Source organism: Acinetobacter sp. YH12108, assembly GCF_013419055.1.
In the GTDB taxonomy this organism is placed as follows: domain Bacteria; phylum Pseudomonadota; class Gammaproteobacteria; order Pseudomonadales; family Moraxellaceae; genus Acinetobacter.
The window spans coordinates 53,218-66,281 of sequence record NZ_VPAW01000016.1 but is presented as its reverse complement, the minus strand read 5'-3'; the positions used below and the strand labels follow the sequence as shown (position 1 = coordinate 66,281).

The 13,064-nt window shown below is 42.1% G+C and carries 13 protein-coding genes; 2 read left to right on the top strand and 11 right to left on the bottom strand.

The window, feature by feature from the left end:
* Positions 1-59 precede the first annotated feature (59 nt).
* The 11 genes from FTU46_RS11290 to FTU46_RS11240 form a co-directional block, all read right to left on the bottom strand.
* Positions 60-1,082, bottom strand: a complete 1,023-nt coding sequence (locus FTU46_RS11290) for an NAD(P)-dependent alcohol dehydrogenase (RefSeq protein ID WP_180105008.1) — start codon at positions 1,080-1,082, stop codon at positions 60-62.
* A 4-nt stretch (positions 1,083-1,086) separates the two neighbouring features.
* Complete coding sequence (locus FTU46_RS11285; RefSeq protein WP_034170752.1) at positions 1,087-1,668, bottom strand: DNA-3-methyladenine glycosylase I; 582 nt, start codon at positions 1,666-1,668, stop codon at positions 1,087-1,089.
* A gap of 21 nt (positions 1,669-1,689) precedes the next feature.
* The gene (locus FTU46_RS11280) at positions 1,690-1,935 is read right to left on the bottom strand and encodes a hypothetical protein (RefSeq protein ID WP_180105007.1); all 246 of its coding nucleotides are present in this window, start codon (positions 1,933-1,935) and stop codon (positions 1,690-1,692) included.
* 15 nt (positions 1,936-1,950) lie between these two features.
* Positions 1,951-2,454 carry a M23 family metallopeptidase gene (locus FTU46_RS11275; RefSeq protein WP_171431287.1) on the bottom strand — a complete coding sequence of 168 codons (504 nt, stop codon included), beginning with the start codon at positions 2,452-2,454 and terminating at the stop codon, positions 1,951-1,953.
* Between the two features lie 90 nt (positions 2,455-2,544).
* Positions 2,545-3,573 (bottom strand): A/G-specific adenine glycosylase, encoded by a 1,029-nt coding sequence (mutY, locus tag FTU46_RS11270; RefSeq protein WP_218946466.1) that lies wholly within the window; start codon positions 3,571-3,573, stop codon positions 2,545-2,547.
* A gap of 167 nt (positions 3,574-3,740) precedes the next feature.
* Positions 3,741-4,100, bottom strand: coding sequence for an HIT family protein (locus FTU46_RS11265; protein ID WP_005233203.1), 360 nt, complete (start codon positions 4,098-4,100; stop codon positions 3,741-3,743).
* Positions 4,101-4,179: 79 nt separating this feature from the next.
* Positions 4,180-4,914, bottom strand: a complete 735-nt coding sequence (locus tag FTU46_RS11260; RefSeq protein WP_180105006.1) for a dienelactone hydrolase family protein — start codon at positions 4,912-4,914, stop codon at positions 4,180-4,182.
* Positions 4,915-5,077: 163 nt separating this feature from the next.
* Complete coding sequence (locus FTU46_RS11255) at positions 5,078-5,767, bottom strand: FKBP-type peptidyl-prolyl cis-trans isomerase (protein ID WP_005233205.1); 690 nt, start codon at positions 5,765-5,767, stop codon at positions 5,078-5,080.
* A 48-nt stretch (positions 5,768-5,815) separates the two neighbouring features.
* Entirely contained in the window at positions 5,816-6,520 is a 705-nt protein-coding gene (locus FTU46_RS11250) for an FKBP-type peptidyl-prolyl cis-trans isomerase (RefSeq protein WP_125279709.1), read from the bottom strand.
* 168 nt (positions 6,521-6,688) lie between these two features.
* A complete protein-coding gene (locus FTU46_RS11245; RefSeq protein WP_180052930.1) occupies positions 6,689-8,872 on the bottom strand; it encodes a polysaccharide biosynthesis tyrosine autokinase in 2,184 nt (727 codons plus the stop codon).
* A 431-nt stretch (positions 8,873-9,303) separates the two neighbouring features.
* On the bottom strand, positions 9,304-10,380 hold the full coding sequence (locus tag FTU46_RS11240) for a polysaccharide biosynthesis/export family protein (RefSeq protein WP_034170758.1): 1,077 nt from the start codon (positions 10,378-10,380) through the stop codon (positions 9,304-9,306).
* 747 nt (positions 10,381-11,127) lie between these two features.
* Between FTU46_RS11240 and rfbB the strand changes: the two genes are divergently transcribed.
* Positions 11,128-12,186: a dTDP-glucose 4,6-dehydratase gene (gene rfbB / locus FTU46_RS11235; RefSeq protein ID WP_180105016.1), complete on the top strand. Its 1,059-nt coding sequence runs from the start codon at positions 11,128-11,130 to the stop codon at positions 12,184-12,186.
* Positions 12,186-13,061: a glucose-1-phosphate thymidylyltransferase RfbA gene (gene rfbA, locus FTU46_RS11230; RefSeq protein ID WP_104426847.1), complete on the top strand. Its 876-nt coding sequence runs from the start codon at positions 12,186-12,188 to the stop codon at positions 13,059-13,061. The genes rfbB and rfbA overlap by 1 nt, the downstream gene beginning before the upstream one ends.
* Positions 13,062-13,064 lie beyond the last annotated feature (3 nt).

Genomic DNA, 13,064 nt, shown 5'->3' with positions numbered 1-13,064 from the left:
AAAAATCTGCCCTAACATGAGGCTAGGGCAGATCTAGATTTACTGATGATTAGTAAAAATTAGAAATCGGCTTTCAGTACAATCCGGTAACGGGCTTTGCCTGAGTGCAGACGTTCAATCGCAGCATTAATTTCCGACATGGGGAACAGTTCAATCTGTGGCGCAATATTTTTACGTGCCGCAAATTTTAGTAATTGACGTAAAGCTGCTGGTGAACCTGTCGGCGAGCCAGTCACTGATTTAGCACCACCAATCAGTGAACCTGCAGAAATTTGCATGGGTTCCAGTGGTAAGCCCAGCATATGTACAGTACCATTTGGTGCCAGTGTTGATAAATAAGCCTGCCAGTCTAGTGTGACATTGACAGTACTCATTAATAGGTCAAATTTACCACGAAGCGGTTTAAGCGCTGCTGGGTCACGACTATTCACTACATGGTCTGCACCCATGGCTTTCAGCTCATCGGTTTTATCCAGATTTGAAGTAAAGGCGGTAATTTCACAACCCCACGCTTTCAACAGCTTGATCGCCATATGTCCCAAACCGCCAATACCAATGACACCGACGTGGTGAATGGCCTGAATCTGATGTTTTAGAATCGGGTCAAATACAGTAATCCCGCCACAGAGCAGGGGGCCAGCACTTTCTGGGTCCAGATCTTCGGGTAAGGGAATTGCCCATTGCCAGCCAGCACGGACTTTATCTGCAAAACCGCCTGTATGACCGACGATGGTTGCAACCTGACCACCGGTACACAGCACTTGCTGGCCTGAAATACAAGGATCGCAATGTTGGCAGCTTTCCGCAGTCCAGCCAATACCGACACGTTGACCTACTTTTAGACCTTTGGCTTCAGAACCCAGTTGTGTAATGGTTCCAATGACTTCATGTCCGGCCACCACAGGATATACTGAAGATCCCCAGTCATTATTGAGTACTGAAATATCAGAATGGCATAGGCCGCAGTATTCAACTTTCACTTCGACCTGATGCGGCTGAAGTTCACCTGCATCAAATTGATAAGGTTCCAGAGCAGCACCGGCAGACATTGCGGCATAGGCTTGAATAGTATTAGTGGACATAGATTCAGCTCTTATTTGAATGGGAGGATATTGTTTTAAAGTGACAGTGATTTTCATGGTCATCGACCATGCCAACTGCCTGCATAAAGGCATAACAGATCGTAGGACCGACAAACTTAAAGCCTGCTTTTTTTAAGGCTTTGGACATGTTCTGGCTTTCAATGGTTTGTGCCGGAGCCTGACGATAATCTGCCACATCATTATTCAATCGGGGCTGCTGGGCAAAGGACCATAACCATGTGACCACATCAATCTCTTGAGATTTAAGCTGTTGCCAGGCCCGGGCATTATCGCGAATTGCAGTTAGTTTACCGATATGCCGAATTAGACTAGCATCTTGCAGTTTTGCGGTGAGTTGCTCATCTGTAAAAGAAGCAATCGTTTCAATCGAATATTGAAAGAAATGTTTGCGATAAGATTCACGTTTTCTGAGTACGGTAATCCAGGCTAAACCGGCCTGCTGACCTTCCAGACACAGCATTTCAAACAGGCGTTTTTCATCATGCAGCGCCTGTCCCCATTCCTGATCATGGTAAGCAGTATACAGAGGATCATCAGAGCACCAGCCACAGCGTTGGATCGTCAAGGGATGCTCCTTTTGATTATCTTATAATTTAAATGTCGTCCACTGATCTTGCTGATTGTCCCAGTAGGAGAGTTCTGCCTGCTGCAGATCACTGAACTGGATCCACATATCCTTACCACTTTTATCGGCATAACCAGTACTGATCAGAAGCGCCTCTTCGGTAATTTCCATGATCCAGCCCTGATAGGTCTGGCCATTGAGCACGATTTTCTGTTGATTGCCTGATTCAGCAAATTCGACCAGACGGTTGATCAACACTTCTGACATGTAAACTTCCTAAAATTAACGTAAATATGGATAAGGGTTAACAACACCACGGCCCTTACCATTTAAATAGAGACCATAATGCAGATGTGGCGCAGTATGCCGGGCATTGCCAGTATTACCGACATAACCAATGACATCGCCCTTTTTGACATAGTCACCAACTTTCAGGCCACGCTTATGACCATCCAGATGTGCATAATAATGCCAGGCACCACCTGGACCCAGAATCCAGACTACTTTACCACCCAAATTGTTATTCCGTAAATCCGCGATCAGACCAGGCGTCGCACTACGAACCTTGGTTCCACGTGGAGCCAGAATATCAATGCCCTCATGCAAACGGCCACTACTACGCGAAGCTCCCCAAGTATCTTTCAATTCACGAGCCTGAACCCGATCTACCGGAATCGGCAGAGAAGAGGGCATACGCATATGATTCAGTTTTTTGACCAGTGCCGGATTAAGTTGAACCGCAGAAGGATGTTTCGGTGCGCTACTACACGCCACCAGAAATAACATCACCAAAGAAAGCCCAACAAACGCAAGAGAATGGCGCAAAATATTTATCCTTAAATGAGGCCAGTATGATTCTTCTTGTTCCAGACTATGTCATAAATTTACGGTAGAAATCAATTTTTTCATGGCGGTTGGAATACCTGCATTGACCGCAGTTTCCGGGTTCATCCAGAAGCCCTGTAACTCAATCGCCAGATGTTCCTGCTGATCTGCATCGACTGCAAAAACCATGGCTTCAAGCTGCCAGGTAAAATGGGTGAAACTGTGGCTGATCTGGGCCTTTTGTACGAGATTTTTCAGACCCAGTTGCTGGCACAGTTGTTCAAATGTATGAGTGTCTTCAATAATTGGCAGGCACCAAAGCCCGCCCCAAAGACCACTATTAGGACGTTGCTGCCATAGCCATTCATCACCTGACTGGATCAACAGCACTTGAGCTGCTTTGACCGGTACCGGCTTTTTGGCTTTTTTAAAGGGCAATTCATTTTCCAGACCCTGTTGATGTGCCTTGCAATGTTGCTGCATTGGACAATACAGGCATAAAGGCTTTTTCGGAGTACAGACGGTCGCACCGAGATCCATAATCGCCTGGGTATAGTCATGATTCCGTTCAACCGGGCAAAGCTGTTCAGCAAGCTCCCACAAGGCACGTTCATGAACCGGTTTAGACAGATCATCTTCGATCGCAAAAAATCGTGCCAGCACCCGTTTGACATTACCATCCATGATCACGCCGTACTGACGTAAACCCAAAGACATTAAGGCTCCCGCGGTTGAGCGGCCAATGCCGGGCAGGGCGATCCATTCTTCCAGGCTCGTCGGGAAATGCCCCTGCCTTGCTACAATACCGGCTGCCTTATGCAAATTGCGGGCACGAGCATAATAGCCCAGCCCAGCCCAATAGGGTGCGACTTCATCCCAAGAAGCTGTACCTAAGTCCTGTACTGTCGGAAAACGTTGAATAAACCGCTCAAAATATTGCAGCACGGTTTTGACCTGAGTCTGCTGTAGCATGATTTCAGAGACCCAGACCTTATAGGGATCATCAGCCACTTGCCACGGCAAATCATGACGGCCATGCACATCAAACCATTCTAAAAGGGCATCTGAAAATACAAACATGAAGATAGAACAAACTGGAAAACGAGGCCTAGTATAACTGAAGAGACCCAGCTAAAAGATGAAAAGTCTGCTAAAACAGCAAGACTGAAAAAGAGTAAAAATGAATAAATGGAAGGGACAAGTGAACACTTCGAAAAGCATTCACTCGGGAAAAAAAATTTAAATTCTTATTCTTCAATGCCCCAGCGTGCATCCAGCTTTAATACCTTGCCTTCATAACGTGGGATAATATGAATGTGTAAATGTTCTGATTTTTCCTGAAATACTTCGCCATCATTAAACCCGACATGAAAACCGGAAGGCTGATAGCGTAATTGCAATTCATTACGAGCCTGTTCAAGTAAGGACATCATGCTCTTACGTTCTTTATCTGTGATTTCAAAAAATGACGCCACATGACGTAATGGAGTAACTACATAATGTCCTTTGGACAGGGAGTTGGGTTCAGGTAACACGACAGCAAAATCATTTTTAGCCAGAATATCGTATTCGTCAAAATTACAGTACGGGCAGTTATTTTCAGTCATGATATTGGCTCCTTTCATTGAATTTATTTTTTTCATGTATGACCCAGCTCGATCATGAGCCAGATCAATTTATCTGTTATCAAGCGAGTCGTCGTGCCAGTAATTCATACATGGCAGCCAAGCTTTGTTTCTCTGCTTCAGCATTGTAGCCCAGATCGACACCATTGGCCTTGGCGCGCTCATCCGCCAGCGGGTTGCTAAATCCATGCTTGGCATTTTCAAATATAATTATATTATGCTCGACCTTAGCTGCCTGCATTTCTTCTTTAAAGCTGGCGACATCATCCAGACTGACCATACTGTCCTTTTCACCGTGTAGAACCAGAATTTCTGCCTGTACCTGGCCTTTCTGTGCAGGTGCTTTAGGAGACAGGTTGGCATGGAAAGTAGCCACAGCTTTTAACGGTGCATTTGAGCGAGCCAGATCCAGAGCCACTTTACCGCCGTAACAGAAACCAATTGCCGCCAGTTTTTCCGGATTGACTTCATCCTGTGCCGCTAAAGTATCTAAAGCAGCTTTTGCACGGTTCACAATAGTGTCTGGATCTTCAAACGTCTGCATCATCCATTGATAGGCCTGATCAGAGCTGGTGGTTACTTTCTTGTCACCATACATATCAATTGCCAGCGCGGCATACCCATGTTCCGCCAGTTCACGGGCACGCTGTTCAGTATAGTCATTGCGGCCCCACCATTCGGGTGCCACGATAACACCGGCTACAGGTGCATCAGTTTCCGGTGCGGCAAAATAACCAATCAAAGTGCTGCCATCCTGCGCAGTATATTGAATTTCGCGGGTCTTGATTGCTGCCATGCTGAAGTCCTCTATTGTTGTTGAATATTTTGATTACACTATAAAATAGCAAAACTGCTATGAATATACATGAAAAGCTCCAACTAATTCGTTTCTCATCAGTACAAAAAAAGAGAGGCAAATAATTTGCCTCTCTTTTTAACTTTTACAATTAAAGGAATTTTTATTTAATAATTTCCAGTAATTCGATATCAAAAATCAGGGTACTATTTGGTTCAATTATATCTCCCGAACCAATCTGTCCATAGGCCAGATCAGCGGGGATAAAGAAGCGGTATTTAGCACCGACTTTCATGAGCTGTAAGCCTTCTGTCCAGCCAGTAATCACTTGGGTGGTACGGAAATCGACTGGCTGCTGGCGGGCAATCGAACTGTCAAAAACGGTACCATCAATCAGGCGACCTTCATAATGCACACGGACATTACTGTTAGCACTTGGTGATTTCCCTTTACCTTCTTTCAGTACCAGGTATTGCAGACCAGATTTGGTAGTTTTAACGCCTGGCTTTTTCGCATTTTCCTGCAAGAATGCTTTGCCAGCTTTGGCATTTTCTTCAGCTTTCTGTTTCAGCACAATCAGTTCTTTGGCATCACTTTGACGTTTATACTGAGTCAGCACTTGGGTCATTTCTTCATCGCTTAAACTGGATTTTTGTCCAGCAGCGGCTGTCTTTAAGCCCTGGCTAAATGCATCTAAATCAAGATCCTTTAAAGTGTCTGCATTACTGCGACCCATCAGATAACCAAAGCTGTAACCAATCTTCTCAGCTTCACTACTTGTATTATTGATCTCTTTAGCAAAAAGGCTGCCTGAACTGAGCAGCAAAACCATTAAACTGATTTGTATTTTCATTATCAATTCTCAAAAATAAAGGAGAGCTGGTCGCTCTCCCTATTTGTATTATTTTACTTCGATTAATTCCACATCAAAAATCAAAGTGCTATGCGGAGGAATCGTACCAGGGACACCCTGTTCACCATAACCCAGATTTGACGGAATATATAGAGTTGCCTTACCGCCTTCTTTCATCAGCTGCAGACCTTCAGTCCAGCCTGGAATGACTTGATTTAATGGAAACTCGATCGGTTCACCGCGTTCTACTGAACTGTCAAATACAGTGCCATCTACCAGTTTACCAGTGTAATGTACTTTCACAATTGAAGAGGCTTTTGGCTGTTTACCTGTACCTTCTTTCGTGACTTGGTACTGTAAGCCGGAAGCAGTTGTTTTAATACCTGCTTTTTTCGCATTTTCAGTCAGGAAAGTATCACTTGAAGCTTGAGCCTGTTTTGCACTATCAAGCTGCTTTTGTTGCATTTCTTTCTGGAACTGCTCATAAGCTGCCTGTAATTCTTCTTCCGTATAGGCAGGTGCAGAACGCGCATGTCCTTCACGTACACCGGTCACAAAACTGTTAATGTCCAGCTCAGGAGGAGTCTGATGCGCCACTTCATAACCGAGTGCATAGCTGATTTTAGAGACAGCAGAGGCATCTTTAGATGCTTTTGTAGTTTGAGTAGCAGGGTTTTGAGTTGCATAGTAAACAGGTACTAGCGCGGCACCGCCTAAAAGAACAGCGACGGCAATCGGTAAGGCCTTACTCATGTATTTGTCCAATCTAATGTTATCGTTGAGGTTCAGTCCATCTTAGCAGAAAATTTTAAGAAATCTTGTAGAACGGGTGGTTTTTTAGCAAGTGAATACCTGCATTTGGTACGACTCAAAAAAGAAAAAACCAGCAATGATTGCTGGTTTTTTTTAGGAGCTATTAGATTAGCTGGTTTTGGCTTTCGGCTTATAACTATATGTATAATCATAGCTATAGCTGCCACCTGCTGAACGCTGGATATCGTTCAGGATCAGACCATTGACAGTACTGCCAGCCTGTTTAAAGCGGTTTACTGTAAGTGCCAGTTCCTTCATCTGGGTTTTTGCATAGCGTGCTACAACCAGATTAAGTCCGACGTATCGGGAAACAATGATCGCATCCGTAACAGCCAGTACCGGTGGAGTATCAATAATAATATGGTCATAGTGTGGAATCAGTTTTTGCAACAACTCCTGGAAGCGTTCTGAATTCAGAAGCTCAGCTGGATTAGTTGCATTTTCACCACAGCTAATGACATTTAAGTTCGGCACATTGGTGGTTTGTACCACTTTATCCAAAGACACGTGTTCATTCAGATATTCAGTTAATCCATACTGGTTATCCAGATTAAAATATTTGTGTATATGACCACGGCGCAGGTCTGCATCAATGATCAGTACACGCTTATTTTTCTCTGCCATGATGACGGCCAGATTGCTGGCAACAAAAGATTTTCCAACTTTTGGTGCTGGACCTGAAATCATCATGATATTGTTTTTGGCCTGAGTCAGAGCAAAGTGGCTCGCTGTACGAATGCTTCTTAAGCTTTCAACTGCCATATCATCACTGTGTTTCAATGCCAATAAGAAAGGCATTTTTTTCTTTTTCAGTAATTTCAGGCCAGGTTTCTGAACAGTCGAATGAGCGATATTGGCATAGACTGGCAGGTCTAACTGATATTCGATCTGACTGCTATCTTTCACACCAGAACGTAGCATGTTACGCAACAACGCCACCAAGATGCCCAGAAAAATACCGAAACAGAAGGTTAAAAATAAAATCAGAGGCTGTTTCTGTTGAATCTGGTCAACTGGTTCAAGTGCGGTATCAATAATATGAACATTACCGCTTTCACCTGCTTTAGCAACACGCAGTTGCTGATAAGAATTTACCAGATTAGTATACAGTTGCTGTTTCACTTCAACGTCACGAGACAGTTGTAAATACTGGCGTTGAATCTCTGGGATATTTTTAAGTGTTGAATTCAACTCACGAATCTTGCCATTCACTACGCGAAGTTGGGCGGTAATTTCACGCATGGCCGGATGGGCAGCTGCATACTTGGCACCTATTTCCGCCTGTCGCTGTTCAAGTAGGGCTCTTTGTGATTCTAAATTCACGCTCTGATTTAAATATAATTCTGATTCTCTGGTGATATCCACAGTATTATATTTTTGGCGGAAGCGATTGAAGGCAAACTCTGCATCATCAAGCTGTTTTCTTAAATCCGGCAATTGTTCATCCAGGAAAGCCAGTGTTCGTGCAGTGTCTGTCGAACGGCGTGTAATATTATGCTGGCTGTAAACTGCTAAAATCGTATTCAGGACTTTAGTGATGTGCTGTTTATCTTGACCCTGATAGCGAAGTTGCAAAACGCCGCTCAGATCACCTTTTTCTGTAATCGTATAATTGGCAAGAATAGAATCGATCGCTGAAGGCAATGAGAGCTTTTTCACCTGATAACTGTTATCAAGATTATCTTGAGTAAAGATGGCAATTTTCCAGTCGCCCTGTGCAGCTTTAGCCTCAACCGGCTGGTTTAGTGCGCCTTGAAAGACGATTTCTTCGGTCAGTGGATTGATCAGGCTAAAGCTCTGTTGTTGAAATTTCAGCAGCAGATTTTTATCCAGATAGGCTACAGGGACGTCAAACTGACGGATATCAAAACTTTTTTGACCATCCTTAAAGCGTACGGTTTCGGTCTGATATTCAGTTTGAGAAGTTCTGCCTTGAATCAAACGGTTGATAAAAGAGTCTTCAGTGCTGGCAATATGCAGATCCAGATTTAAACGGTCAATTACGGATTCGAGAATCGTACGTGATTTTAAAACCTCAATCTCGGCATTGGATGAAGACATCTGACTCACAATGCTGGATAGGCTACCAAGTAAAGCAGCTGATGAGCCTCTACTTTCTTCGACCTGGACGATTGCATCAACCTTATAGTTAATTGCTGCGGTACGTATGTAAAGCAGCACTACAATCAGGCTGAGCAAACCACATAGCAGGATGAGCTTCCATTGCGCGAGCAGGGAAAAGAACACCCCTTTTAGGTCAATCATATTATCGGTATTGTTATTTTTGTTCATAATTTTACTATCTAAAAGTTTAAAAGTGATTTTTCCAGTCGCTGATGCCATTTTGAATTAACTCAAAAAAAATGCATCAATGACTTGCTGCTCCCTGCGAGAAAGGATCCTCAATATTCTGTTTTTTATCCTCTCTTGGGATGTCGAGTCCGCTAAAGACCAGACATTCTGATTCTGATCAGAATAATGTTGTCTTTCATCTAATCTGTTTCATATCTGGTTTTCGGGCACCATGGAGTTACAGGTGAAGTCCATGGAGGAATTAAAAATAGTGTTTTTATTAGTACTAACAGTCATTATTTAGTTGATCCAGCCTTATAGATTTAATCTGAAAGTACGGATAGATCTTATAAATAAATGTTTATTCACTAATTGATGATTAACATGTCCAAAACAGATTGCTAAAAGATTTTTAATTTTCATACTTTCACCTATCGTATAGCTGAACCAGCGACATATGAAAATGGAAGAATCTGGCTCACTACACGTTCCCAACGGGTCAGACCGGTAGCATCAACATAGACAATATCGTTACTATTCATCTTGAACTGTTTAGCCAGACCAAAATCTCCCAGATTTTTTAGACTTAAGTGATAGATTTCAGTCATCTTGTTGTCAGAATTGCCACGCAAGACATAAATCCGACTCGGATTGGCAGAATATGGATTAATCCCTTCGCTTTCGCCCAGTACATCGGCAAGTGTCATGCCCTGGTCACGGATAGGTAATGGTTTATTGGTGCCGGCTTCACCCATGACATAGATTTTCTGGTTTTCCCGAGGACTGATATACAGGGTGTCATTGGGTTGAATCAGTAGCTTATGTAAGGAATAACCAGCTTTTTCCAAAGCAATCGTGTTCAGATCATAGGTTACACCTTGGCGTACGAGCTGGATTGAAGTGGAATCACCTTGCTCATTAATCCCGCCAGCCAGGCCCAGCGCCGTATACACACTTACCGGCTGGTCAGTCAGGTAAAATTGTCCAGCTGATTTCACATTCCCTACTACTGAATAACGCTGTCCCTGATAGGAAATTACTCTCACGACCACATCCGGGTTATTCAAATAAGGAATCAACAGACGTCGTACTTCCTGATTCACTTGTGGAAGGGTTTTTCCGGCTGCTTTATAACGATTGATGAATGGAAACTGGATATAACCATTCCGGTCAATCTGATAACCATTGTTATTGTCGCTGGCTGTAGGAACGGCACTAATTTCAGGATAAGCCCATAGCTGGAAAGATAAAATATCTCCTGGATTCAAGCGGTAATCCTGCACCTCAGTCTGAAATAGAGGAGCATAATGACTGAGATTATGCGTTTGCGCAGACTGTACTACAGGTAATGTATCCTGAGTCAGTTTCACCAGATTGACTGGAGTTCCCAGTTCAGTTTGATAGATTCCTTCTGTCGGTAAATCATACGTTTGAAAGCCGGATGTTGCTGCACATCCAACCAGAGATAGGCTTAAGGTAAAAGTACCTAAAAGGTGTCTATAGTTCACTTGAAACCCCTTTATTTTTATATGTTCAGAATTGGTATTTATTAATAATTATTAATTTTTTTGAATTCGGTTTATGTGATTAACGTCTAAAAAATATAATAGATCACATACCTTGTCTATAGCTATTCTTAAGTCAAGTTAACAAGTTTGAGCTGAAATTTAACTGTAAGATTGACGAAAATGGACGTGAAACCGTGATTAAATAAGCTGTAGAGATATAGTGAATTGCTTAAGATCGCATTAGAATATTAATTGTTTCCAATTGTTATTTTTAAATAAGTCCTGTTCTTCACTGATAGAAGGAATTAAGCCCTAAAATTAAAATAGAAAAGTATTTTCATATAATTTTTATCTAATCTAGAGGTTTTTTAGATCATTGATTTTTCTTAATATTCAATTATATTTTAATAGAATTTAAAATACTTTATCTTTATAGTAATCAAAATAATCTGTTGTTAATTAAAATAATATTTAATTAGTTTTGATGATTGTTAAATTAATATTAGTGGAAAATTATCTAAAAAACTTGGAGCCTATATAAGATGGACTAAGTTTAAAAAACATTATCCGGATTTGTAAAATGTAACTACATTTGATGATTAGCTGCTCTATGGGTAGTTTGTGTAATAAAATTAATATATCTTATAGACAAATCAATAAAAACAGATATGCCTAGACGGCATTAACACATTAAAAATAATTTGTGAAAAGTAAAATAAAAAATATTAAAGGATACTCAAAATGGTGATGAATATATTGGTAACCGGTGGGGCCGGTTTTATTGGATCTGCCGTCATTCGGCATCTCATTAACGAGACTGAACATCATGTATTAAATGTTGATAAGTTAACTTATGCAGGTAATCTGGAGTCACTTATTTCTGTATCGGATCATCCCCGTTATCAATTTACGCAAACTGATATTTGCGACCATGTATCTTTAACCCGATTATTTTTAGAGTTTCAGCCAGATATCGTTATGCATCTGGCTGCAGAGTCTCATGTGGACCGTTCGATTGATGGTCCGGCAGAATTTATTAATACAAACATTGTGGGAACTTACACCTTACTAGAAGTAGCTCGAAAGTATTGGCAAAACCTATCTACGATTAAAAAGTCTAGATTCAAATTCCATCATATTTCAACGGATGAAGTATATGGAGACTTAGAAGGTACAACAGACTTATTTACTGAAACTACGCCTTATTTACCAAGCTCACCTTATTCAGCAAGTAAAGCCAGTTCGGATCATTTGGTTCGGGCCTGGCATAGAACCTATGGTTTGCCAGTCGTAGTCACGAACTGTTCAAATAATTATGGTCCTTATCACTTTCCTGAAAAGTTAATTCCTTTGATGATCTTAAATGCCCTGGATGGTAAGTCATTGCCGGTTTATGGCAATGGTCAACAGATCCGGGACTGGCTTTTTGTAGAAGATCATGCGCGTGCTTTATATCAGGTTGCAACCGAAGGCATCGTGGGAGAAACCTACAATATCGGGGGGCATAATGAAAAACAGAATATTGAGGTGGTCAAAACCATCTGCAAAATTCTGGATGAGCTCAAGCCTCGTCTGGAGGGAAAAACTTATACAAGCCTCATTACTTTTGTTAACGATCGGCCAGGTCATGATTTACGTTATGCGATTGATGCTTCAAAAATCGAGCGCGAACTGGGTTGGAAGCCACAAGAGTCCTTTGAAACAGGTATCCGGAAAACGGTGCAATGGTATCTGAATAATCTGGAATGGTGTCAGCGTGTTCAGGATGGTTCTTATCAGCGTGAACGTTTAGGGGAGGCAGTATAATGTTAAGAACAACAAAAGGGATTATCTTGGCAGGTGGCTCAGGTACACGTTTGCATCCTATTACCAAAGGAATCTCAAAACAGTTACTTCCGATTTATGATAAACCAATGGTTTATTACCCCTTATCTGTATTAATGTTGGCCGGTATTCGTGAAGTCCTAGTGATTAGTACACCAGAAGATATTGAGGGGTTTAAGCGCTTATTAGGGGATGGTTCGCAATTTGGCATGGAGCTGAGTTATGCGATCCAGCCTCGTCCTGATGGTCTGGCACAAGCCTTTATCCTGGGTGAAAAATTTATCGGTCAAAGCAATGTATGTCTGGTACTAGGCGATAATATTTTTTATGGCCAAGGTTTTACACCGATGTTACGTCAGGCCGCAGCACGACAAAAAGGTGCAACAGTATTTGGCTATCAGGTGAAAGATCCTGAACGCTTTGGTGTCGTAGAGTTCGATGAACAGCAACGGGTAATTTCAATTGAAGAAAAGCCCCAAAATCCAAAATCTAACTTTGCGGTGACAGGTTTATATTTTTATGACAATGATGTCATCCAGATTGCCAAACAGGTCAAACCCTCAGAACGGGGTGAGCTGGAAATTACCTCAATTAACCAGGCTTATCTGGAACGTGGTGACCTAAATGTTGAACTTCTGGGACGTGGATTTGCCTGGTTAGATACAGGTACCCAGGGTAGTTTGCTTGAAGCGGCTCAATTTGTTGAAACCCTCGAAAGACGTCAAGGTTATAAAGTTGCTTGTCTAGAAGAAATCGCCTTGAACAATGGCTGGTTGAGTAAAGAGCAAGTTTTAGCGATTGGTCATACCATGCATAAGAATGGCTACGGTCAATATCTGATTTCTTTGGTGGGGTAATGA

Excerpts from the sequence above, each read along its gene's own strand:
- FTU46_RS11290 (WP_180105008.1), bottom strand. The coding sequence starts at position 1,082 with ATGTCCACTAATACTATTCAAGCCTATGCCGCAATGTCTGCCGGTGCT.
- FTU46_RS11280 (WP_180105007.1), bottom strand. The coding sequence starts at position 1,935 with ATGTCAGAAGTGTTGATCAACCGTCTGGTCGAATTTGCTGAATCAGGC.
- FTU46_RS11275 (WP_171431287.1), bottom strand. The coding sequence starts at position 2,454 with ATGTTATTTCTGGTGGCGTGTAGTAGCGCACCGAAACATCCTTCTGCG.
- mutY (WP_218946466.1), bottom strand. The coding sequence starts at position 3,573 with ATGTTTGTATTTTCAGATGCCCTTTTAGAATGGTTTGATGTGCATGGC.
- FTU46_RS11265 (WP_005233203.1), bottom strand. The coding sequence starts at position 4,100 with ATGACTGAAAATAACTGCCCGTACTGTAATTTTGACGAATACGATATT.
- FTU46_RS11260 (WP_180105006.1), bottom strand. The coding sequence starts at position 4,914 with ATGGCAGCAATCAAGACCCGCGAAATTCAATATACTGCGCAGGATGGC.
- FTU46_RS11255 (WP_005233205.1), bottom strand. The coding sequence starts at position 5,767 with ATGAAAATACAAATCAGTTTAATGGTTTTGCTGCTCAGTTCAGGCAGC.
- FTU46_RS11250 (WP_125279709.1), bottom strand. The coding sequence starts at position 6,520 with ATGAGTAAGGCCTTACCGATTGCCGTCGCTGTTCTTTTAGGCGGTGCC.
- FTU46_RS11245 (WP_180052930.1), bottom strand. The coding sequence starts at position 8,872 with ATGAACAAAAATAACAATACCGATAATATGATTGACCTAAAAGGGGTG.
- rfbB (WP_180105016.1), top strand. The coding sequence starts at position 11,128 with ATGAATATATTGGTAACCGGTGGGGCCGGTTTTATTGGATCTGCCGTC.
- rfbA (WP_104426847.1), top strand. The coding sequence starts at position 12,186 with ATGTTAAGAACAACAAAAGGGATTATCTTGGCAGGTGGCTCAGGTACA.